The sequence below is a fragment of the Curtobacterium sp. MCLR17_042 genome (assembly GCF_003234695.1).
GTDB classification, from domain to species: domain Bacteria; phylum Actinomycetota; class Actinomycetes; order Actinomycetales; family Microbacteriaceae; genus Curtobacterium; species Curtobacterium flaccumfaciens.
The window spans coordinates 1-22,179 of sequence record NZ_QKTD01000002.1; the positions used below are offsets into that span (position 1 = coordinate 1).

A 22,179-nucleotide genomic window follows, 5' to 3' on the forward strand; every position below is an offset into this window, starting at 1 on the left:
TCAAACTCTCCGTAAAAAAATACAGACCCAACACCCGAAGGCATCAGACCGAGTTGATTCTGACTGTTGACTGTCTACTGACAATCTTCAATCCAAAAGGAATTGCTTCATAACCCAGTCAGCAAGCCGACCAGGCACGAGGTCAATCAATAAATTGGCATTGACAATGTGCACGCTGTTGAGTTCTCAAGGACCAGACGCACTCCCCGCTCGACCCATCACAGGTTCCGCCAGAGAGGCATTCGTCTTGTACAACATCCTGGGCGCACGACCAGAGGTCATGTTTCCGAGGAGTTGGTTGCCTGAGCGGGACCCCGTCCGGACTGCATCTCCAGGTGTTCAACCCGGTGATCGTCTCGGCCGTTCCGTTCTCCGCCTCAGCGGCAACGAGTGATTACTTTACGCAGAGGTGAACGGCAGCGCCAAGCCGGCCCACATCCCGGGCGTGTCGCCCTCTGCGCCGCGGTTGGGCACTCCCCAGGCAACGACGAACGGCCCGCTCCCCACCTGGGGGAACGGGCCGTTCGGGAGCGCTGTCAGTGCCGCGCGATGACCGGGTTCTTGAGCGAACCGATGCCGGAGATGGTGACCTCGACGATCTCGCCGTCGCGGATCTGCCCGACACCGGCCGGAGTCCCGGTCAGGATGACGTCACCGGGCAGGAGGGTCCAGATCGAGGACACGAACTCGACGAGCGACGGGATGTCGTGCACCATCTCGTTCGTCGAGGCCGCCTGCCGGAGGTCACCGTCGACGCGGGTCTCGATACGGATGTCCGACGGGTCGATCTCGGTCTCGATCACCGGGCCGAGCGGGCAGAAGGTGTCGAAGCCCTTTGCCCGGGTCCACTGACCGTCGCGAGCCTGCAGGTCGCGGGCGGTCACGTCGTTGGCGATCGTGTAGCCGAGGATCACGCTCGCGAAGTCCTCGCGCCGGACGTTCTTCGCGAGCGAGCCGATCACGATGGCGAGTTCGCCCTCGTGGTCGACGCGTCCGATGTCGGCCGGGAGGCGGATGGGTTCGTCCGGACCGATCACCGAGGTGTTCGGCTTGAGGAACACCACCGGGTCGTCGCCGGCACGCTCGTCCATCTCGGAGGCGTGCTCCGAGTAGTTGAGCCCGACGCCGATGACCTTCGACCGCGGGATGACGGGGGCGAGGAGCTTGGCGTCGGCGAGTGCCACGCGCTCCCCCGTGGTCTCGAACCCCTGGTACATCGGGTCTCCCGCGAGCACCACCAGAGCGCGCTCGTCGAGGATGCCGTACCGGGGGTCTTCACCCTTGCTGCTGAACCGTGCGATCTTCACCGTTCGACCCTACCCACGCCCGCCGGTCGATCAGGACGCGTCGGTCAGCTTGGTCATCCACCCGTGCGGGTCGGGACGACGGCCGTACTGGATGTCGGTGAGTTCATCGCGCAGGGACATCGTGAGTTCCCCGGCCCCCACGGTCGGCGAACCGATCGTGAAGCCGTCACCCCGGAGTTCGGCGATCGGGGTCACGACGGCGGCGGTCCCGCACGCGAACGCCTCGGTGATCGAACCGTCGGCGACGCCGTCGCGCCACTCGTCGAGTGTGACGCGGCGCTTCTCGACGGTCAGGCCGCGGTCCTCGGCCAACTGCAGGATCGAGTCACGCGTGATCCCCTCGAGGATGGACTCGGAGTCGGGCGTGACGAGGGTGCCGTCGGACTTGACCAGGACGACGTTCATCCCACCGAGCTCTTCGAGGTACTTGCCCTCCACCGAGTCGAGGAACATCACCTGCTGGCAGCCGTGCTCGTAGGCCTCTTGCTGGGGCAGCAGCGACGAGGCGTAGTTGCCGCCGGTCTTCGCCGCACCGGTCCCGCCCTTGCCGGCGCGCGCGTACTGCGTCGACAGCCAGATCGACACCGGCTTCGGGCCCGAGGTGAAGTACGCACCGGCCGGGCTCGCGATGCAGTGGTACGCGACGGCCTGTGCCGCGCGCACCCCGAGGAACGACTCCGTCGCGATCATGAACGGCCGCAGGTACAGGCTCGTCTCGGGCGCCGAGGGCACCCAGTCGACGTCGGTCTGCACGAGCTGCCGGATCGACTCGACGAAGGCCTCGACCGGGAGCTCCGGCAGCGCCAGGCGTCGGGCGGACCGCTGGAAGCGTCGGGCGTTGGCGTCCGGCCGGAACGACCACACCGAGCCGTCCGCGTGCCGGTAGGCCTTGAGCCCCTCGAAGATCTCCTGGGCGTAGTGCAGGACGCTCGCGCTCGGGTCGAGGGACAGCGGCCCGTACGGGTGGATCGACGCACTGTGCCAGCCGTCGTCGAGCGTCCACTCGACCGTCGCCATGTGGTCGGTGAAGTGCTTGCCGAAGCCCGGGTCGGCGAGGATCTGCTCACGCTCGGCGGCCGCGCGGCGGTCGGCGGACGGGATGCTGGCGAACTCGAGTCCGAAGGCGGTGTCGGTGCTCATTGGGAGGACTCCTTCTCAGGCGGTGGTGGTGCGTGCCGTGGCCGCGGCGGCGATCGCGTCGCCGATCTCGGCCGTGCGACGCGGCGTGGTGCCCCGGTCGGCGAGGTCGGACTCCACCGCAGCCGTCACCGCGGCCGCCAGGTCACCGCGACCGAGGTGGTCGAGCAACAGGGCGACGGAACGGATCGCGGCGGTGGGGTCGGCCAGCTGCTGACCTGCGATGTCCGGCGCGGAACCGTGGACCGGCTCGAACATGCTGGGGAAGGTGCCGTCCGGGTTGATGTTGCCCGAGGCCGCCAGACCGATGCCGCCGCTGATCGCGCCGGCCAGGTCGGTGATGATGTCGCCGAACAGGTTGTCGGTGACGATGACGTCGAACCGTGCGGGGTCGCGGACCATGTGGATGGTGACCGCGTCCACGTGCTGGTAGTCGACCGTGACGTCCGGGTACTCGGCGCCGACGGCCGCGACGGTGCGCTGCCAGAGGGCTCCGGCGTGCACCAGGACGTTGCTCTTGTGCACGAGGGTCAGGTGCCGACGCGGGCGTCGGTCCGCCAGCGCGAAGGCGTACCGCACGACCCGTTCGACACCGAAGGCGGTGTTCAACGAGACCTCGGTCGCGATCTCGTGCGGGGTACCGGTCCGGATGGCGCCGCCGTTGCCGACGTAGGGCCCCTCGGTCCCTTCGCGCACGACCACGAAGTCGACCTCGCCGGGGTCGGCGAGCGGCGTCGGGACGGCCGGGTGCACCGTCGTCGGCCGGAGGTTCACGTAGTGGTCGAACGCGAAGCGGAGCTTGAGGAGCAGCCCACGCTCGATGATGCCCCCGGCGAGCCGCGGGTCACGCGGGTCACCGCCGACCGCTCCGAGCAGGATCGCGTCGTGCTGCGCGATCGCTGCCATGTCGTCGTCGGTCAGGATGTCGCCGGTCTCCAGGTACCGTGCGGCGCCGAGGGAGAACGGGGTCTCCTGCACCACGAGGTCGTCCGGCAGGACCGCGTGCAGGACCTTCAGGGCCTCGTCGACGACCTCGGGGCCGATGCCGTCACCACGGATGACCGCGAGTCGGATCGTCTGCGCGCTGCTCATGTCCGCCACTCCCCTAGAGCGTGATGTCGATCTCGCGGAGCGAGGACGCGTCGATCGCCGAGCGGACGTGCTCGAGGATCTCGGCCGGCACGGGCGAGTCGACCGTCAGGACGCTCAGCGCCTGGCCACCGGCGGCTTCGCGCGAGATCTGCATCGCGGCGATGTTGATGCCGGCCTGGCCGAACTCCTTGCCGTAGACCGCGACGATGCCCGGACGGTCGGTGTACTCCATGACGACGTGGTGCCGGTCGAGCGGCACCTCGACGTCGTGCCCGTTGATCTCGACGAGCTTCTCGACCTGCTTCGGGCCGGTGAGCGTGCCGGAGACGCTGATCGCCGGGCCATCGGACTGGGCGCCGCGGATCGTCAGCACGTTGCGGTACTCGGGGCTGTCGGTCTCGGTGATGAGGCGGACGGTGACCCCGCGCTGCTCGGCGATGAGCGGAGCGTTGACGTAGGAGACCTGGTCGCTGACGACGTCGGTGAAGACGCCCTTGAGCGCCGCGAGCTTCAGCACGCTGACGTCGTACTCGGCGAGTTCGCCGTGCACCTCGACGTCGATGCTCGTGACCGGCGAGGTCGCGAGGGCGGTGAAGACCTGGCCGAGCTTCTCGACGAGCGGGATGCCGGGGCGCACGTACGGGTCGATGACCCCGCCGGCGACGTTGACCGCGTCGGGCACGAGCTCGCCGCCGAGGGCGAGACGGACCGACTTGGCGACCGAGACGCCTGCTTTCTCCTGCGCTTCGTCGGTGGAGGCGCCGAGGTGCGGCGTCACGACGACGTTCGGGAGCGCCAGGAGCGGCGAGTCCTTCGGGGGCTCGGCGACGAAGACGTCGAGGCCGGCGCCGGCGATGGTGTTCGACGTGAGGGCCCGGTGCAGGGCGTCCTCGTCGATCAGGCCTCCGCGGGCCACGTTCACGACGAACGCGGTCGGCTTCATCAGGGCGAACTGGGCGTCCGAGATCATGCCGAGGGTCTCCGGCGTCCTGGGCATGTGGATCGTGGTGAAGTCCGCCCGGCGCAGCAGGTCGTCGAGGGAGACGAGCTCGACCCCGAGCTGCTGCGCACGTGCCGTGGTGACGTACGGGTCGTACGCGATGACCGTCACGCCGAAGGCCTGCAGCCGCTGGGTGATGAGCGCGCCGATGCGGCCGAGGCCGATGATGCCGACGGTCTTCTCGTAGAGCTCGACACCGGTGTACGACGAGCGCTTCCACGCACCGGCGGCCAGCGAGGCGTGGGCGGCCGGGATGTGCCGCGCGAGCGACAGGATGTGCCCGACCGTGAGCTCCGCCGCCGAGATGATGTTCGAGGTCGGGGCGTTCACCACCATCACGCCGGCGGTCGTCGCGGCCTTGATGTCGACGTTGTCGAGGCCGACGCCGGCACGGGCGACGACCTTGAGGACCGGTGCCGCGGCGATCGCCTCGGCGTCGATCTTGGTGGCGGACCGCACGAGGACGGCGTGCGCGTCGGACAGCGCCGCCAGGAGCGCCGGACGGTCGGTGCCGTCCACGTTCCGGATCTCGAAGTCGGGCCCGAGGGCGTCGACCGTTGCGGGCGAGAGTTCTTCGGCGATCAGGACGACCGGCTTCGACACAGCAGCTGTTTCCTCACTCGAGACGGTTGGTATCCCACCATGCTATCGACGCGGGCCGGTGGTTACGACCGCGGGAGCGGTCCTGTGGAGAACCACACGACGACCAGGAGGGGCGGGGCGGGGCCGCACCGCGCCTCCTGGCCGTCGGCGGGTCGCGTCAGAAGTCCAGCAGCGTCGGGACGAACAGCTGGAGGTCGAGCCAGAGGGCGCCGGCACCCGCGAAGGCGACCACGAACACCGCGATCGTGACGGGCAGGCTCGAACGCCGGGTGATGACGATCGCCGCGACGAACGCGACCGGCGCGATGAGGATGTCGAGCACGAGCCACAGCCACGGGGTGCTGGTCTGCAGCGAGTCGCCGCCCGAGGTCGTCTGGAGGAACGCGTTGAAGGCGTCCACCCGCTGGTTGATCTGCGTCAGGTTGCCGACGGCCTGCACCGTCATGTACGCGAACAGCGCCGCGAACACGACCCAGACCACGATCTTCGCGACCACGGGGGCACTGTTCCGGCGGGTCGTCGCCGGCACTGCCCCGGTCACCCGAAGCTCCGCGTCAGGAGGAACGGCCAGGGGAAGAGCACGACGGCGCCGAGGAGCATCCAGAACAGGCGGGTCCGCGTGCGGCTGCTGCGCGCTGCCCAGAGCACCACCGTGAACCAGAGTGCCGGCGCGAGGATCGCGAGGAAGCGGAGCACCTCGACGAAGAGCGTGAGGACCGTGTCGACGCCGGAGACGTACGCGGTCGACGCGGTGAGGAGCCAGGCCACCGTGTAGAGGAGGTAGAGGCCCCCGAAGACGCCGAACCCGACGAGCGCGCCGGAGGTCTCGGGCGCCTCGGGGTCCCGCTCGCCGCGCTCGCGCACCGCCACCGGGTTGTGCGCCGCGTCGACGTGGGTGGCGTCGTCGGCGTCACCCCAGCTGAGGGCGGCGTCGTCGGTGTCGACGGCGTTCGGCACGTCCGGGTCGATCGACCCGTCTGGTGGGGATGCTGCCGTGGTCATGCCCCGATTCTACGAGGGACACGACACCGGGAGGACCAGCGACGGCCGGGAGGCCGACGTCAGACGTCGGCCGGCTGCGTCGCGAGGACCTCGGCGACGACGTCGCGGACGGCAGGGAAGAGCGGGTGGCTCTCCATCAGGCCCGTGAGGATCTCGGTCAGCGCGTGCGCGGTCGCCCCGGAACGCAGGAGTGCGTGCAGCTCGATCGACTCCGGGTCGTTCTCGTCGTCGAACGCGAGCGCCACGCGGACGGCACCCAGCAGGTGCTCGACGGGCAGGCCGCGCTCGGCGAGCTGCGACGCCGGGCCGACGAAGCGTTCACGACGGCCGAGCTTGCGGAGCGGGTTGCGGCCGACGCGCGCGGTGGAGTCCGGCAGGTGCGGGTTCGCGATGCGGGAGAGGTTCGCGGCGACGTAGCGCGCGTGGTCCTCGGGGTCGAAGCCGTGCTTCGCGATCAGCAGTGCGGTGGTCTCGGCGAGCACCCCGTCGACCTCGGCGCGGACGGCGTCGTCCTCGAGTGCTTCGCGGATGAGCCGGATGCCCCGCACGTAGCCGTGGTAGGCGGCGGTGGCGTGCGCCGTGTTGACCGTGTAGAGCTTGCGCTCGACGAACGGCTGCAGGTCGTCGACCCAGGTGACGCCCTCGATCGTCGGCGGTTCGGCGTCGGAGCCCAGGAACGGGGTGCGCTCGATGACCCACTCGTAGAACGGTTCGAGCACGACGTCGAGGCCGCCGGACTGACCGAGCACCCCGGACTGGTCCGGGACGATGCGGTCGATCGCGCAGTTCGCGAAGACGGCGGCGATGTCGCGGTCTTCGAGGATCGGGGCGCGGCGGATGCTGGCGTGCAGCGAGTCGGTCGCGTTGAACGCGTTCTCGCAGGCGACGATCGTGACGTCGCCGCGCTCGAGCGGGCGTGCCGCGAGGCCCTCGGCGATGAGCGGCGCGACGAGCGGGAGTGTGCGTGCGCCCACGGCGGTGGTCACCACGTCGGCCTCGGCGATGGCCTGCACCACACGCTCGCGGTCGGTCTTGCTGCTGAGCGCCCGGAACCCGTAGACGAGGTGCTCGACCGGCATCTCGCCGACCTCGTGCACCACGAACCGGCCGGCTTCGTTCAGGGCCGAGACCACGCGTTCGTCGACGTCGACGAAGGTGAGCTCGTAGCCGCTCGCCACGAGGAACTGGCCCACGAACCCGCGCCCGATCTTGCCGGCGCCGATGTGGACCGCTCGCTTCGTCACCGCCATCCGACGATCATCCCATGCTGGTCGGAGCGGTCCTGACCGCGGGTGCGCACCACGGCCGACGGGTGTCGGGAATCGTGCGCGCGCACGGCGGAGGGACGCCGGTCCGCGGCGTCGGGGCTGGAGAAGAGCTGCTGCATAACGTTCGGGTCACATCGCGAGGCGGCGGTGCAGGTGCACCGCCGCCTCGACGTCGAGTGGTTCTCGGAAGACTACCGCGCGGCCGAGCCGTCCACGTAGTCGCCGTCGTTCTGCTTCCACGCGAAGAGCGCGCGGAGCTCACGGCCGGTGGCCTCGATCGGGTGGCCCTCGCCCTTGGCACGGAGCGCCTTGAACTCCGGAGCGCCGGCGTCCTGGTCCTCGATGAAGCGCTTCGCGAAGGCACCGTTCTGGATGTCCGCGAGCACCGCCTTCATGTTCTCCTTGACGTCCGGCGAGATCACGCGCGGGCCGGAGACGTAGTCACCGAACTCGGCCGTGTCGGAGATCGACCAGCGCTGCTTGGTGAGGCCGCCCTCCCAGATCAGGTCGACGATGAGCTTGAGCTCGTGCAGGACCTCGAAGTAGGCGATCTGCGGCTGGTAGCCCGCCTCGACCAGGGTCTCGAAGCCGTACTGGATGAGCTGCGAGGTGCCACCGCAGAGGACGGCCTGCTCGCCGAACAGGTCGGTCTCGGTCTCCTCGGTGAAGGTCGTCTTGATGCCACCGGAGCGGAGGCCACCGATCGCCTTGGAGTACGACCACGCGAGGTCCCAGGCGGAACCGGACGCGTCGACCTCGACGGCGACGATCACGGGGACGCCACGGCCGGCCTCGTACTCGCGACGGACGGTGTGGCCCGGGCCCTTCGGCGCGACGAGCGACACGTCGACACCCTCGGGCGCCTCGATGTAGCCGAAGCGGATGTTGAAGCCGTGGCCGAAGACGAGCGTCGCGCCCGGCTTGAGGTTCGGGCGGATGTCCTCGGCGTAGACGATGCGCTGGACCTGGTCCGGCGCGAGGATGACGACGACGTCGGCCCAGGCGGTGGCGTCGCCCGGGGTGTGGACCTCGAAGCCCGCCTCTTCGGCCTTCTGCCGGCTCTTCGAGCCCTCCTGCAGGCCGATCTTCACCTCGACACCCGAGTCACGGAGGTTGAGGGCGTGGGCGTGGCCCTGCGAGCCGTAGCCGATGACGGCGACCTTCTTGCCCTGGATGAGCGTCAGGTCGGCGTCGGCGTCGTACACGATGTCAGTCACGAGGGTGTGTCTCCTTGGTTCTGTGGTCGGTGCCGGGCACCATCGGCGCCCGGGAAGGGTGTGACGGGCGCTCAGCGCACCCGGTCGGTGATGCTCTTCGGTCCGCGGCCCATGCCGAGGAGGCCCGCGCGGGCGAGCTCCTTGACGCCGTAGGGCTCGAGCACGCGGAGGATCGCCTGGATCTTGCCGGGGTCGCCGGTCACCTCGACGATCAGGGAGTCGGTCGCCACGTCGACGACCTGGGCACGGAACAGGTTCACTGCTTCGAGCACCGCCGAGCGCGTCTGGTTGTCGACGCGCACCTTCACGAGCATGTGCTCGCGCTGGACCGACTGCGAGAAGTCCAGTTCGACGATCTTGATGACGTTCACCAGCTTGTTGAGCTGCTTCGTCACCTGTTCCAGCGGGAGGTCCTCGACGTCGACGACGACCGTGATCCGGCTGAGGCCGTCCACCTCGGTGTTGCCGACGGCGAGCGACTCGATGTTGAAGCCGCGACGGGCGAAGAGTCCGGCGACACGGGTCAGCAGACCGGGCTTGTCCTCCACGAGGAGGGAGAGGACGTGGCTCATGCGGTTTCTCCCGTCATGTCGGCGTCCTCGTCGTCCCAGGTGGGCGCGAGTGCCTGGGCGTACTCGATGGACGAGTTGCTGACGCCCTGCGGGACCATCGGCCAGACCATCGAGTCACGGCTCACGACGAAGTCGATCACCACCGGGCGGTCGTTGGTCGCGAGGGCGAGCTCGATCGCGGCGTCGACCTCGTCGGCCTTCTCGACCCGGATGCCGAGGGCACCGTAGGCGTCGGCCAGCTTCACGAAGTCCGGGACGCGGCGCGAGGCGTGCCCCGTCTCGAGGTCGGTGAAGGAGTGCCGGCCGTCGTAGAACAGCGTCTGCCACTGCCGGACCATGCCTAGCGACGAGTTGTTGATGATCGCGACCTTGATCGGGATGTCGTTGATGACGCAGGTCGCGAGTTCCTGGTTCGTCATCTGGAAGCAGCCGTCGCCGTCGATCGCCCAGACCACACGGTCCGGCTGGGCGACCTTCGCGCCCATCGCCGCGGGGACCGAGTAGCCCATGGTGCCGGCGCCACCGGAGTTGAGCCAGGCGTTGGGCCGCTCGTACTTGATGAACTGCGCGGACCACATCTGGTGCTGCCCGACACCGGAGGCGTAGACGGCCTCGGGACCGGAGAGCTCACCGATGCGCTTGATGATGCCCTGCGGCGCGAGGAGCCCGTCGGTCGGCTCGGCGTACCCGAGCGGGAAGTCGGTCTTGAGCTGGTGGAGCTTCGCCCACCACTCGTCGGTCGACGCGCGGTCCTCGACGGCGATGCCGCCCCAGGCGTCGAGCAGGTCGACCAGGACCTCGCGGGCGTCACCGACGATCGGGACGTCGGCGAAGCGGATCTTCGAGATCTCTGCAGGGTCGATGTCGACGTGCACGACCTTGGCGTCCGGGGCGAACTCGTCCGCCTTGCCGGTCACGCGGTCGTCGAAGCGGGCACCGAGGGCGACGATGAGGTCGCTGTCCTGCAGGCCGAGCACCGCGGGCACCGTGCCGTGCATGCCGGGCATGCCGAGGTGCTGCGGGTGCGAGTCCGGGAACGCGCCGCGCGCCATCAGGGTCGTGACGACCGGCGCACCGGTCGCCTCGGCGAAGCGGAGCAGCTCGGCGGTCGCGCGGGAGCGGATGACGCCGCCGCCGACGTAGAGCACCGGACGCTTCGCCTCGGACAGCAGCTGCGCCGCCGCGGTGATCTGCTTGCCGTGCGCCTTGGTCACCGGGCGGTAGCCGGGCAGGTCGATCTTGGGCGGCCACATGTAGGGCGCCGACTTCTGCTGGGCGTCCTTCGTGATGTCGACCAGCACGGGGCCGGGCCGACCGGTCGTCGCGATGAGGTGCGCCGCGGCGAGGGTCGCCGGCACGTCGGCCGGGTCGGTGACCAGGAACGAGTGCTTCGTGATGGGCATCGTGATGCCGACGATGTCGGCTTCCTGGAACGCGTCGGTGCCCATCAGCGTCGAGAACACCTGGCCGGTGATCGCGATGAACGGCACCGAGTCCATGTAGGCGTCGGCGATGGCCGTGACGAGGTTCGTCGCGCCGGGGCCGGACGTCGCGATGGCGACGCCGACCTTGCCCGACGACGAGGCGTAGCCCTCGGCGGCGTGGCCGGCGCCCTGCTCGTGACGGACGAGGATGTGGCGGATCGTGGTCGACGCCATCAGCTCGTCGTAGAACGGGATGATCGCGCCGCCGGGCAGGCCGAAGACGTCGGTGATCCCGAGGTGCTCGAGCGTCCGGAGGACGGCTCCCGAGCCGGTCAGGATCTCCGGCGACCGGCGTGCACCGGCGGCCGCGGACAACGGAGTTGCTTCCGTGGGCATGAGTGGTCCTTGCCTGAGTGGTGGCGGTGGTGCGGGTGTCGGACGCTAGCCCGTGACCGCGCCCTGGGCGGCGGACTTCACGAGCTTGGCGTACTTCGCGAGGACTCCGCGGGTGTAGCGCGGGGGCAGCGGGGCCCAGCCGTCACGGCGGGCCTCCAGCTCGGCCGGGTCGACCAGTAGGTCGAGCGAGCGAGCCGCGATGTCGACACGGATGCGGTCGCCATCACGAACGAAAGCGACTGGACCTGCGTCCACTGCTTCCGGTGCGATGTGGCCGATGCACAGGCCGGTTGTGCCGCCTGAGAATCGACCGTCGGTCAAGAGTAGTACATCCTTGCCGAGGCCCGCGCCCTTGATGGCCGCGGTGATGGCGAGCATCTCGCGCATGCCCGGGCCGCCCTTGGGGCCCTCGTAGCGGATGACGACGACGTCGCCCTTCTCGATCCCGCCCTCGGTCAGGGCGTCCATCGCCGCGCGTTCGCGGTCGAACACGCGGGCGGGGCCCTCGAAGACGGAGGCGTCGAAGCCCGCGGTCTTCACCACGGCACCCTCGGGAGCGAAGGAGCCCTGCAGGACGGTGAGGCCACCGGTCTCGTGGATCGGGTTGTCGAGCGTGCGGAAGACCTCGCCGTCGAGTGCCGGCGGGTCGATCTCGGCCAGGTTCTCGGCGACGGTCTTGCCCGTCACCGTCATGCACTCGCCGTGCAGCAGGCCCGCGTCGAGCAGCGCCTTCATGATCACGGGGATGCCGCCGTTGCGGTCGACGTCGACCATGACGTACTTGCCGAACGGCTTCATGTCGGCCAGGTGCGGGACCTTCGAACCGATGCGGTTGAAGTCATCCAGCGACAGCTCGACCTCGGCCTCGTAGGCGATCGCGAGCAGGTGCAGGATGACGTTGGTCGAGCCGCCGAGGGCCATCGCGACGGCGATCGCGTTCTCGAAGGCTTCCTTGGTGAGGATCTGGCGGGCGGTGATGCCGTGCTCGAGCATGTTCACCACGGCCTCGCCGGAGCGGTGCGCGTAGTAGTCACGGCGACGGTCGGCGCTCGGCGGGGCGGCGGAGCCCGGCAGCGACATGCCGAGGGCCTCGGCGACCGAGGCCATCGTGTTCGCCGTGTACATGCCACCGCAGGCGCCCTCGCCCGGGACGATGGCGCACTCGATCTTCTTGAGCTCTTCCTCGCTCATGGTGCCGGCCTTGCAGGCACCGACGCCCTCGAAGGAGTCGATGATCGTGACTTCCTTCATCGTGCCGTCGGCCTGCTTCACGTAGCCCGGCATGACCGAACCGGCGTAGAGGAACACGCTCGCCAGGTCGAGGCGCGCGGCGGCCATCAGCATGCCGGGGAGCGACTTGTCGCAGCCGGCGAGCAGGACGGTGCCGTCGAGGCGTTCGGCGTTGACGACGGTCTCGACGCTGTCCGCGATGACCTCACGCGAGACGAGGGAGAAGTGCATGCCCTCGTGGCCCATCGAGATGCCGTCCGAGACGGAGATGGTGCCGAACTGCAGCGGGTACCCGCCACCAGAGTGCACGCCCTCCTTCGCACCCTGTGCGAGGCGGTCGAGCGACAGGTTGCACGGCGTGATCTCGTTCCACGAGGACGCGATGCCGATCTGCGGCTTGCTCCAGTCCTCGTCTCCCATACCGACGGCCCGCAGCATGCCACGCGAGGTGGTTGCTTCGATCCCGTCGGTGACGACCCGGCTGCGCGGCTTGACGTCGATATCAGGCATGGGATGAGTCTAGGACGCTTTGGGATACCAGCCGTGCACCCCCGTGCATTCTCATGCTCCGGGGCCGCGATCAGCGGGTGGCTCGGAGCCTCGCCAGCTGCTTCAGGACCCCGGTCAGGGCCGCCGGGTCGGCGATGCGGTACCCGGCCCGGGTCTCCCCCGGCCCCACCTTCACCCCGACGTCGCCGTCGCCGAGCACGCGGAAGGCGTCCTCGTCGGTGACGTCGTCGCCGGCGAAGAACACCGCGTCGGCACCGTGCAGCTCGCGGAGCCGGGCGATCGCGTCGCCCTTCGTGACGTGGCGCACCGCGAACTCGACGATGTCCTTGCCACCGCGCTCGAGCACCTCGGGGTCGGCCTCGTGTGCCGCGCGGCTCGCCGCCGCGTTCGCCTCGGCCGCGACCTCGGCGGAGACACGGCGCGTGTGCACCCCGTGCCCGGCGGGCTTGTGCTCGATGACGACACCCGGGAACCGTTCGCCGACCGCGTCGAGCGCCGCACCGATCCGTGCCACACGCTCGACCTCGTCGTCACTGAGCGCGGCCTCGTCGTGGCCGTCCACGCGCCACTCGACGCCGTGCGAGCCGACGAGCGCCATGTCCTCGGGTGCGTGGGTCACCGCGGCCAGGCTGCCGAGGGGGCGCCCGGACACGAGCACCACCTCGGTGTCCTTCGCACGGTGCAGGGTCAGGACCGCGGCCCACGACCCGGGCAGCGCCCCGACCTGCGAGGGGTCGTCGGCGAAGGGGGCCAGCGTGCCGTCGAAGTCGAGGGCGACGATCAGTCGCGGCGCAGCCGCGAGCGTCTCGAGGGCCGCGTCGATGGCGGACTGGTCGGTGGTGGTCTCAGTCATCACGTGCCTCCCGGGTGTCCTCGGCAGCCCTCGCGGACTGGGCGTCCTGGTCGAAGATCGACATGTTGTCGGTCTGCGCCTCGCGGTGCTGCTCGCGCGGGTCGGCGGCGGACGGATCGATCTGGGCGTTCCGCGGCGCGTGCCGGTCGAGCGCCTCGAGGAACGAGCGCGACCAGCGCGCCACGTCGTTGTCGCGGACGCGCTTGCGGAGCGCGCGCATGCGCGTCGACCGCTCGCGACGCGGCATCTGGATCGCGCGTTCGATCGAGTCCTTCAGCGCCCCGATGTCGTGCGGGTTGACGATCACGGCCTGCTTCAGCTCGTCGGCGGCACCGGCGAACTCGGACAGGATGAGCACCCCGTCGTTGTCGAAGCGGGCGGCGACGTACTCCTTCGCGACGAGGTTCATGCCGTCGCGCAGTGCGGTGACGAGCATGATGTCGGCGGCCAGGTAGAGCGCCACCATCTCCTCGCGCGGGTAGCCGTGGTGCAGGTACGAGATCGGCTGGTGGCCGATGACGCCGAGGTCGCCGTTGATGCGGCCGACGCTCAGCTCGATCTCGTCACGGAGCGCAGCGTACGAGTCGACACGCTCGCGGCTCGGGCTCGCGACCTGGATCAGGGTGGCGTCCTCGACCGCGATGCGGCCGTCCTCCACCAGCTCGCCGAACGCCTTGATGCGGTGGCGGATGCCCTTGGTGTAGTCGAGCCGGTCGACGCCGAGCAGCACCGTCTTCGGGTTGCCGAGGCTCTCGCGGATCTCGCGCGCACGCTCCTGCACCTCGGGCTTGCGGGCGATCGCCTCGAAGCTCTCGGCGTCGATGGAGATCGGGAAGTGCCTGGCCTCGACGTGGCGGACCGTGATGCCCTTGCGGCTGCGCGGGGCTGCCGGGTCGTCCACCGGGACGTCGATCGTGGTGCCCTTGGTCGTGTAGCCCTTGATGTGCCGGACCGCTCGGAGGAAGTCGCTGGCGTCGTCGTGACGCTGGAAGCCGATGACGTCGGCGCCGAGCAGCCCGTCGAGGATCTGCGCACGCCACGGCAGCTGCGCGTAGATGCCGACGGGCGGGAACGGGATGTGGTTGAAGAAGCCGATCGTCAGGTCGGGGCGCTTGGCGCGGAGCAGGGCCGGCACGAGCTGCAGCTGGTAGTCCTGCACCCAGACGATGCCGTCCTGCTCGACGATCTCGGCGATCTGCGCGGCGAAGCGCTCGTTCACGCGCTTGTACGCGTTCCACCAGTCGCGGTGGTAGCTCGGGTGCTCGATGACGTCGTGGTACAGCGGCCAGAGCGTGTCGTTGCTGAAGCCCTCGTAGTACTCCTCGACGTCGTCGTCGGAGAGCGGGACGGGGACGATGTGGATGCCCTCGTTGTCGAACGGTGCGACCTCGACCTCGGCCTGCCCCACCCAGCCGACCCAGGCTCCGTCGTTCGCGCGCATCACGGGTTCGAGGGCGGTGACGAGGCCACCCGGCGAGTGCCGCCAGCCCTCGTTGCCGTCCTGGTCGACGACGCGGTCCACCGGGAGTCGGTTGGAGGCGACGACGAACGAGTAGCGGGTCTGTTCGGTGCGGTCTGCAGGCATGGGGTGGTGTGATCTCCGTTCCGCCCGGCCGGGGCCGGGTGCGTCGGGTGCGTCGGGTGCGACGGCCGGCGTGGTGCGCCGGGTGGTCCGGCGTGCTGCGCCGGGTGCGCAGCCGAAGTTACCAGCGTGGGGACAGCGTATTCACGGCGGATCGGCGGGTCCGCTACGCTGCAGGCACGTGTCGGGGGGACACGGGTGCTGGAGTGCGGCGCCGGCCTCCCGGTCGGAGAGGACCCCCAGCCGTGAGCGAGAACCCGCCCAACCAGCCCGTCCCGCCGTCGCAGCCCGGTCCGGGCCAGCCCGGTACCGGCCAGGCCGGATCGGGCCAGCCCGCTTCCGGCCAGCCCGCCTGGAACGGCCAGCCCGCCTGGCAGCAGCAGCCTGGAGGCCCGCAGCAGTGGTCGGGTCAGCCCGCCCCCGCCGCGCAGCCGTCCGATGCGTTCGGTCGCTTCCTGCGGTCCGTGTCCGGTCGCGACTGGCTGGCGGCCGTGCTCGCCGCCGTCGGCGGCTGGGTCGCGGCGTACGTCGTCGCCGGGCTCTCGCTGCTCATCACCGTCGGACTGCTCGCGTCGGGCGGCAGCGGGTCGGCCGCTCCGTCCACCGGGTCCGGCACCGACCTCGGCGCGGGCTCGGCCCCCGACGTGGAGTCCCTGCTCTCCGGCGTGAGCGTCCTGCTCGGCGCGCCGGCGCAGCTCGTGGCCCTCGCCGACCTCGGCCGACTGCACCTGTCCGGGTCGATCGGGTTCCTCGGTTCCGGCTCGGGCTCGCTCGCCGTGGTGCCCGCGCTGGTGCTCGCCGCGCAGGTCGTCCTGGCCGTCGTGCTCACCCGCCGGATCCGCACGCGTGACCTCGGCCGCACGCAGGTGCTCGTCACCGCGGTGGTCTCCGGCCTCGTCACCACCGTGCTCACGAACGTCGCCGCCGGCCTCTTCGCGATCCGGTTCCCGTCGGTGTCCGGCGCGGTCATCGAGCCGGTGCACGCCGTCGGTCTCGGCAGCATCATCGGTGCGTTCGTCATCGGGGCCCTGGCGGCACTCCTCGCCCGGCCCTCCGTCCTCGCCGGGCGCAACGTCTTCACCGCCCGCCTGCTCGGCACGCTCCGGGTCGCCGCGTCGCAGCTCACGGTCCTCGTGGTGCTGGTCGCCCTCGTCGTCATCGTCGTCGCCCTGATCGCCCAGCCGTCCTACGGCTCCGCGTTGCCGCTCCTGCTCGGCAACGTCGCGATCGGACTGGTCGCGCTCGGGTTCTTCGGTGGTGTGGGGACGTCCGGCTTCGGGTCCGCCAGCGACACCGCCTCGGTGTTCGGCGGAGCCGGCGGCTGGACCTGGCTCGTCGTGCTGTTCGTCGTCGTCACCTCGGTCGCGGCCGGGCTCGCCCTCGCCGTCCGCCGCAACGACCGGATCCGCACCACGCTCGACTGCGTCGTCACGCCGCTGGTGTGGTTCGCACTCGGTCTGCTCTGCTTCGTCCTCGGCACCGGCGTCGTCTCGTACCAGGTGAGCAGCACGAGCTCCGTGGACGGCTCGGGGTCGATCGGCATCGCGCCGTGGACGCCGATCGTCTTCGCCCTGTGGGGCGGCGCGATCGAGGTCGTCGCCCGGTACCTCGCCCCGGTGCTCCTGCCCCGCCTCGGCGGAGCCGTGGTGCTCCGGACGTCCCGCCTGGTCGGAGCGGACCCCCGCCCCGTCGTGCCGCCGGCGTTCCCGGCAGGGCCCGCAGCCGGCCAAGCCGGGCCCGCCGCGGCCCAGGGTGCGCCCGTCGCGCCCACCGCGACCGTCGACCCGGCCGCGCCCGGTGCGCCCGGTGCGCCCGGTGCGCCCAGCGCTCCCGTTGCACCCGGCGCGCCTGTCGCCGCGGACGCGCCGGCCGCCGCCGCGTGGAACACTCCCCCGGCCGCTGACCAGCACGTGCCGTACCCGCCGGCCGGGCCTGCCCAGGAACCCGCGTACGGCGTGCAGTCGATCTCCGGCGCGCAGCCGGCGGCCGGGTCGCAGCCGCCCTACGGCACGCAGCCCCCGTACGGCGCACCACCGGCCGACGGGTCGCAGCCGTTCATCGGCGGTGGTGCCCCCGCTCCGGCACCGATGTCCCCGCGGGCCAAGAAGATCCTGGTCCGTTCGCTCATCGCCGGTGGCGCCGTGATCGTCGTCGTCATCGCCGGTGCGGTCACGACGAGCGTCCTCCGCACCAACGTCTGGGGTCCGGCGCCGACCGTGAAGTCCTACGTGCAGGCCATCGCCAGCGGTGACGCCGACACCGCCGCCGACCTGAGCGAGATCCCCGACGACGCGGCGATGCTCGACTCGAAGGTGCTCGGGAGCGCGAAGGACCGCCCGTCGGACATCCGCGTCGGCCGGGTCGCCCGGACCGGTGACACCGCCATCGCCACCCTGAGCTACACCCAGGACGGCAAGAACCGCTCCGGCCAGGTGTCGCTGCGGCGCACGGGCACCTCGTTCCTGGTGAAGGACGAGTGGCGTGTCACGCAGCCGCTGGCCCAGCAGGTGACCCTGACGGCCTCCGACGTCCTCGAAGGCGCTCCGGTGACCGTCGGCGGCAAGGAGATCGGGGAGATCAGCGACGGCAAGTTCACGTCCCTCGCCTACCCCGGCACCTACCAGGTCTCGGTCGGCGGGACGAAGTACTTCACCGGCGGCACCGAGAAGGTCGCCGTGGGCGCGGTCACGTCCGGCTACGTCGACTTCGCGCCGAAGGCGACCAAGGCGCTCGAACAGGACGCCGAGCAGTACGTGACCGACCTCATCGACGACTGCGCCGAGAAGACCGAGCTCCGGGCCCTGAGCGGCTGCCCCTGGTACGGGCCCTACGACGCCGACGGCGGCGTGCAGTACGACGTCACGTCGATGCCCGAGCTGGAGGTCGAGGCGTCCCGCGCCGGCACCGTGATGGTGACGAGCACGAAGGACGGGAGCGTCTCGTACGGCTACACCTCGTACCTGGGCGACAAGAAGCGCGGCGAGGACTCATTCGATGTGAACCAGTACCTGAAGGTGGAGGACGGCAAGCTCGTCTCCGCCTACTGAGCAGGAGCCGGCTGAGCAGGAGCCGGCTGACGGCGCCGCAGCACCACGACGGCCGACCCGGGAGATCCCGGGTCGGCCGTCTCAGTAGGCTGACGAGCATGGTCAGGACACGGGCGTGGTGCAAGGGCGACACGGTCGAACGGGACTTCCCCGTCGACCGGATCTCCGACCTCGTCGCCGATCCGGACACCTTCGTCTGGATCGACTACACCGACCCGACGGCGGCCGACCTCGAGCAGATCGAGGAGGAGCTCGGCATCCACGCGCTCGCGGTCGAGGACGCCGTCGAGCACGGACAGCGGCCGAAGCTCGACCGGTACCGGGACAGTCTGTTCCTGGTCGTCTACGACGTGGGCGGCACGGACGACGAGGGTGACCTGATCACGCACGAGGTCAAGGCCTTCGTGACCGAACGGGCGCTCGTCACCATCCACGGGTCCGACGTCGACACCACCCCGATGGAACACCGGCTCACGGCGAACTCCGACATCGCCGAACACGGCGTGCCCTGGCTCGTCTGGGCGCTGCTCGACGCGGTCGTCGACCGGGCCACCGACACCGTCGAGGACCTCGAGCGGCAGATCGATGCGCTCGAGGACGACCTGTTCGAACCGGGCGACCCCCGCGAGCAGCAGATCCAGCGGCGGTCGTTCCGGCTCCGCAAGACCCTCGGGGTGCTCCGGCGGCTGGTCGTCCCGACGCGGGACAGCGTCGCCTCGTTGCTGCATGGTGACGCGGAGACGATCTCGAACGGCATCCGGCCGTACTTCCGCGACGTCGAGGACCACCTGGTCTCGATCGCCGACTCCGTCGAACAGCTCCGTGACGCCGTGTCGAGCGTGCTCGACACGACCCTGAACCTGGCGTCGAACCGGCAGAACACCGTCATGAAGAAGGTCACGAGCTGGGCGGCGATCATCGCGATCCCCACCGGTGTGACGAGTTTCTTCGGGCAGAACGTGAAGTTCCCGGGCGAGGGCGCCTGGAGTGGTCTCTGGGCCTCGCTCGCGATCATCACCGCGTCGTCGCTCGTGCTCTACCGCGTCTTCAAGACCCGCGACTGGCTCTGACCGCGCACGGCACCGGCACCGGCACCGCCTCGGCACCGGGCTCCGCCGGCGTCAGAGCGCGAGCGCCAGGACCCCGGCGACGACGGTGAGCGGCGCGACGACGCACCCGAGCGCCATGTACCGGCCCCAGGACAGGTGCACGCCCTCGGCCGACAGCCGTGCGTGCCACAGCAGCGTCGCGAGCGACGCCCACGGCGTGATGAGGCAGCCGGCGTTGACGCCGATGAGCAGCGCCGCGTACCGGACGGCCTCGTGCCCGGCGGCCGGTTCGAGCACCAGGTACGCCGGCAGGTTGTCGATGCCGTTCGCGGCGACCGCGCCCGCACCGCCGAGCAGCAGCAGCGGACCGGTCCCGGTGCCGCCCTGCAGCGCGTGCACGATCGGGTCGGTGATGCCCGTCGTGTGCAGCGCCTCGACCACCACGAAGAGCCCGGCGGCGAACAGCAGGGTCGACCACGGCACGCGGGACACCCGGAGTTCGGACGGTGACCGGAACGCCGCGACCACGACGAGCACCACGGCGGCCAGGACCGCGGCGATCCACACGGTCACCCCGGCCGTCAGCGCGACGACGAGCGCGACGAGCACCGCGGAGGCCGCCCAGAAGAAGACCGGGTCCTTCGGCGTGCGGACGGACACCGGCGAGTAGCGGCCGAACAGCTTGCCGCGGAACACCACGAGCAGGACGACGCACGGCACGACCACCCCGGCGACCGCGGGCCAGGCCATCAGCCCGGCGAACGGCAGCGGGCCGCCGAGCCCCATCCGGTCGACGGCGAGCAGGTTCGTCAGGTTCGACACCGGCAGCAGCATCGAGGCCGTGTTCGCGAGCCAGACCGTGGTCAGGGCGAACGGCATCGGGGGCAGTCCCACGCGCCGTGCGAGCGAGATCACGATGGGGGTGAGGAGCACCGCGGTGGTGTCGATCGACAGGAAGACGGTGCAGAGCACGGCGAGCACGACGACCGCGCCCCAGAGGCCGATGGTGCGCCCGCCACCGACCCGGGCGGCGACGTCGGCGAGGCGGTCGAACACCCCGGCGTCCGCGGCGAGCTCGGCGACGACGGTCAGCCCGAGCACGAACCCGAGGACCGGCAGGACCCGGTCGGCGAGCACGGCGAGGTCGTCGAGGGGCAGCAGCCCGAACACGACGCAGACCGCGCCGACCACGAGCAGGGCTGCTCCGATGACCGCTTGACGCACGAACACTCCTCCGGCAGACACCGCGGCAGGGTGACCGGCGGCGCTCCAATGTACGGGCCGGTAGCGTTGTCAGCACGACGACAGGAGGCCTCTGTGCGCAAGTTCATGTTCAACGGTGCGGTGTGGAGTTCGCTCATCAGCGGCTACAGCGTGCTGCAGACCACCCGCCAGGGACCGCGTGACTGGCGGCTCGCGCTGACCTGGGTCGCGTGGCTCGCCACGACGATCGTGGCGATCGGCACGGTCGTCGAGGACGACCGCGCGGTCAAGGCGCGCCAGTAGCTCGAGACGCGGCAGGGGTCGCGGACGCGACCCGGCTGACGGACGGGAGGCCCGGTGCCAGCTGGCACCGGGCCTCCCGTCCGTCTTCCGTCCCGTGCACGGCACGCGGTCACGTCACCGGGTCAGCGCTCGGACTCCGGGATGCCGGAGGTCTGGATCGGTCCGGTGAAGAGCGCGCCGCGCTCGTCGTCACCGAACAGCTGCGAGTCCCCCTCTGCCGGGCGTCCGCGGCGGCGCGGTGCCGCCGCACCCGGCTCGGTGAGCTGCACCCGCTGGACCGGCAGGGCGTCCGGGTGGGTGCGCTGGATCCACTCGACCATCTCCTCGCGGACGTAGCAGCGGAGGTCGAACAGGCCGCCGGCGTCGGGTGCCGTCACGAGGATGCGGACCCGGACCAGTCCCCCGACGGCGTCCGTGACCTGGAGCACCTTGACCCGGCGGTCCCAGATCGTCGAGGTGTCGAGGATCCGGTCGAGCTCCGCCCGCATGTCCGCCGGGCTCACCCGCCAGTCGAGGTCGAACTCGACGGCACCGAGCAGTTCGCTGCCGGTCCGGGTCCAGTTCTCGAACGGCGTGCTCGTGAAGTACGTCGACGGCAGCACGAACCGACGGTCGTCCCACAGGTGCACGACGACGTAGGTCAGGGTGATCTCCTCGATCCGTCCCCACTGCTGCTCGACCACGACGACGTCGTCGACGCGGATCGACCCGGAGAACGCCAGCTGCATGCCGGCGAACACGTTGCCGAGCGTGGACTGCGCGGCGAGGCCCGCGACCACGGAGATGAGGCCGGCGCTGGCGAGCACGCTCGCGCCCGCGGCCTCAACCCCGTCGAAGGTCAGCAGGATCGCGCCGACCGCGATGATGACGAGCACGGCGACGGTGAGCCGCCGGATGATGAGCACCTGGGTGCGGATGCGACGCGCCTGCCGGTTGTCGGGCACGTCGATGCGGAAGCGGTGGAGCCCGAGGTCCTCGAGGAAGATCGCGACCTGGCACGCGAGCCAGCAACCGGTCGCGATCGTGACGATCAGGAAGGCGTGCGCGACCTCGTCGCGCCACGGGTAGGCGTCGGGGTTCCGCGGGATGCTCGACGTGAACGCGATCCAGAGCAGGACGACCAGCAGCACGGTGCGGAAGGGGTGCTTCGTCCGTCGCGAGAGCACGCCGGCCCATCGTTCACGGCGCGCGATCGCCCGGAGGACCAGGTGCAGGACGAGGGCGACGACGGCGATGACGAGCAGGGCGAACCCGATCGCGACGAGGAGTCGGAGGAGGATGTCCATCCCTCCATGCAAGCAACGGACGACGGTCGTCGTTCAGGTTCGGGCCGCCGTCGGCTGTGCGGACGTTCAGTCGCCGCGGTTCGACCGAACCGGGTTTT

General features: G+C 70.4%; 18 protein-coding genes. 3 read left to right on the forward strand and 15 right to left on the reverse strand.

What is annotated here, in order from left to right:
- Window positions 1-536: 536 nt before the first annotated feature.
- From DEJ02_RS02265 to otsA, 13 genes are all read right to left on the reverse strand, one after another.
- Window positions 537-1,307 (reverse strand): fumarylacetoacetate hydrolase family protein, encoded by a 771-nt coding sequence (locus tag DEJ02_RS02265; RefSeq protein WP_027466538.1) that lies wholly within the window; start codon window positions 1,305-1,307, stop codon window positions 537-539.
- Between the two features lie 30 nt (window positions 1,308-1,337).
- Window positions 1,338-2,447: a branched-chain amino acid aminotransferase gene (locus tag DEJ02_RS02270; RefSeq protein ID WP_111031870.1), complete on the reverse strand. Its 1,110-nt coding sequence runs from the start codon at window positions 2,445-2,447 to the stop codon at window positions 1,338-1,340.
- A gap of 15 nt (window positions 2,448-2,462) precedes the next feature.
- Window positions 2,463-3,536: a 3-isopropylmalate dehydrogenase gene (locus DEJ02_RS02275; RefSeq protein ID WP_071405821.1), complete on the reverse strand. Its 1,074-nt coding sequence runs from the start codon at window positions 3,534-3,536 to the stop codon at window positions 2,463-2,465.
- A 13-nt stretch (window positions 3,537-3,549) separates the two neighbouring features.
- A complete protein-coding gene (serA, locus tag DEJ02_RS02280) occupies window positions 3,550-5,139 on the reverse strand; it encodes a phosphoglycerate dehydrogenase (RefSeq protein WP_056070972.1) in 1,590 nt (529 codons plus the stop codon).
- Window positions 5,140-5,296: 157 nt separating this feature from the next.
- Window positions 5,297-5,680, reverse strand: coding sequence for a hypothetical protein (locus DEJ02_RS02285; RefSeq protein WP_111055293.1), 384 nt, complete (start codon window positions 5,678-5,680; stop codon window positions 5,297-5,299).
- On the reverse strand, window positions 5,677-6,141 hold the full coding sequence (locus tag DEJ02_RS02290; RefSeq protein WP_146249205.1) for a hypothetical protein: 465 nt from the start codon (window positions 6,139-6,141) through the stop codon (window positions 5,677-5,679). The genes DEJ02_RS02285 and DEJ02_RS02290 overlap by 4 nt, the downstream gene beginning before the upstream one ends.
- Before the next feature lie 59 nt (window positions 6,142-6,200).
- Window positions 6,201-7,391: a mannitol-1-phosphate 5-dehydrogenase gene (locus tag DEJ02_RS02295; protein ID WP_071405813.1), complete on the reverse strand. Its 1,191-nt coding sequence runs from the start codon at window positions 7,389-7,391 to the stop codon at window positions 6,201-6,203.
- A gap of 209 nt (window positions 7,392-7,600) precedes the next feature.
- Window positions 7,601-8,626: a ketol-acid reductoisomerase gene (gene ilvC / locus DEJ02_RS02305; RefSeq protein ID WP_027466530.1), complete on the reverse strand. Its 1,026-nt coding sequence runs from the start codon at window positions 8,624-8,626 to the stop codon at window positions 7,601-7,603.
- Between the two features lie 71 nt (window positions 8,627-8,697).
- Window positions 8,698-9,198 carry an acetolactate synthase small subunit gene (ilvN, locus tag DEJ02_RS02310; protein WP_017888842.1) on the reverse strand — a complete coding sequence of 167 codons (501 nt, stop codon included), beginning with the start codon at window positions 9,196-9,198 and terminating at the stop codon, window positions 8,698-8,700.
- On the reverse strand, window positions 9,195-11,018 hold the full coding sequence (locus tag DEJ02_RS02315; RefSeq protein ID WP_111031873.1) for an acetolactate synthase large subunit: 1,824 nt from the start codon (window positions 11,016-11,018) through the stop codon (window positions 9,195-9,197). The genes ilvN and DEJ02_RS02315 overlap by 4 nt, the downstream gene beginning before the upstream one ends.
- Before the next feature lie 45 nt (window positions 11,019-11,063).
- Entirely contained in the window at window positions 11,064-12,758 is a 1,695-nt protein-coding gene (ilvD, locus tag DEJ02_RS02320) for a dihydroxy-acid dehydratase (protein WP_111031874.1), read from the reverse strand.
- 70 nt (window positions 12,759-12,828) lie between these two features.
- A complete protein-coding gene (otsB, locus tag DEJ02_RS02325; protein ID WP_111031875.1) occupies window positions 12,829-13,611 on the reverse strand; it encodes a trehalose-phosphatase in 783 nt (260 codons plus the stop codon).
- Complete coding sequence (gene otsA, locus DEJ02_RS02330) at window positions 13,604-15,196, reverse strand: alpha,alpha-trehalose-phosphate synthase (UDP-forming) (protein ID WP_071405817.1); 1,593 nt, start codon at window positions 15,194-15,196, stop codon at window positions 13,604-13,606. Before otsA ends, otsB begins: the two co-directional genes overlap by 8 nt.
- 242 nt (window positions 15,197-15,438) lie before the next feature.
- Here otsA and DEJ02_RS02335 point away from each other — a divergent pair, with 242 nt between their 5' ends.
- A complete protein-coding gene (locus DEJ02_RS02335) occupies window positions 15,439-18,240 on the forward strand; it encodes a hypothetical protein (protein WP_111031876.1) in 2,802 nt (933 codons plus the stop codon).
- Between the two features lie 98 nt (window positions 18,241-18,338).
- Window positions 18,339-19,310, forward strand: coding sequence for a magnesium transporter CorA family protein (locus tag DEJ02_RS02340; protein ID WP_111024374.1), 972 nt, complete (start codon window positions 18,339-18,341; stop codon window positions 19,308-19,310).
- Between the two features lie 51 nt (window positions 19,311-19,361).
- On the opposite strand, the gene DEJ02_RS02345 is transcribed toward DEJ02_RS02340, so the two are convergent.
- Window positions 19,362-20,513: an SLC13 family permease gene (locus tag DEJ02_RS02345; RefSeq protein WP_110865404.1), complete on the reverse strand. Its 1,152-nt coding sequence runs from the start codon at window positions 20,511-20,513 to the stop codon at window positions 19,362-19,364.
- 93 nt (window positions 20,514-20,606) lie between these two features.
- Between DEJ02_RS02345 and DEJ02_RS02350 the strand changes: the two genes are divergently transcribed.
- Window positions 20,607-20,795 carry a hypothetical protein gene (locus DEJ02_RS02350; RefSeq protein WP_027466522.1) on the forward strand — a complete coding sequence of 63 codons (189 nt, stop codon included), beginning with the start codon at window positions 20,607-20,609 and terminating at the stop codon, window positions 20,793-20,795.
- Window positions 20,796-20,917: 122 nt separating this feature from the next.
- Here DEJ02_RS02350 and DEJ02_RS02355 read toward each other — a convergent pair whose 3' ends face one another.
- Window positions 20,918-22,081, reverse strand: a complete 1,164-nt coding sequence (locus tag DEJ02_RS02355) for a mechanosensitive ion channel family protein (protein ID WP_111031877.1) — start codon at window positions 22,079-22,081, stop codon at window positions 20,918-20,920.
- Between the last annotated feature and the right edge of the window lie 98 nt (window positions 22,082-22,179).

What these genes read in the sequence shown, in the direction of transcription:
- ilvN (WP_017888842.1), bottom strand. Translation starts at nt 9,198, where the DNA reads ATGAGCCACGTCCTCTCCCTCCTCGTGGAGGACAAGCCCGGTCTGCTG.
- DEJ02_RS02275 (WP_071405821.1), bottom strand. Translation starts at nt 3,536, where the DNA reads ATGAGCAGCGCGCAGACGATCCGACTCGCGGTCATCCGTGGTGACGGC.
- DEJ02_RS02290 (WP_146249205.1), bottom strand. Translation starts at nt 6,141, where the DNA reads ATGACCACGGCAGCATCCCCACCAGACGGGTCGATCGACCCGGACGTG.
- DEJ02_RS02340 (WP_111024374.1), top strand. Translation starts at nt 18,339, where the DNA reads ATGGTCAGGACACGGGCGTGGTGCAAGGGCGACACGGTCGAACGGGAC.
- DEJ02_RS02315 (WP_111031873.1), bottom strand. Translation starts at nt 11,018, where the DNA reads ATGCCCACGGAAGCAACTCCGTTGTCCGCGGCCGCCGGTGCACGCCGG.
- otsA (WP_071405817.1), bottom strand. Translation starts at nt 15,196, where the DNA reads ATGCCTGCAGACCGCACCGAACAGACCCGCTACTCGTTCGTCGTCGCC.
- otsB (WP_111031875.1), bottom strand. Translation starts at nt 13,611, where the DNA reads ATGACTGAGACCACCACCGACCAGTCCGCCATCGACGCGGCCCTCGAG.
- DEJ02_RS02270 (WP_111031870.1), bottom strand. Translation starts at nt 2,447, where the DNA reads ATGAGCACCGACACCGCCTTCGGACTCGAGTTCGCCAGCATCCCGTCC.
- ilvD (WP_111031874.1), bottom strand. Translation starts at nt 12,758, where the DNA reads ATGCCTGATATCGACGTCAAGCCGCGCAGCCGGGTCGTCACCGACGGG.
- DEJ02_RS02355 (WP_111031877.1), bottom strand. Translation starts at nt 22,081, where the DNA reads ATGGACATCCTCCTCCGACTCCTCGTCGCGATCGGGTTCGCCCTGCTC.
- DEJ02_RS02295 (WP_071405813.1), bottom strand. Translation starts at nt 7,391, where the DNA reads ATGGCGGTGACGAAGCGAGCGGTCCACATCGGCGCCGGCAAGATCGGG.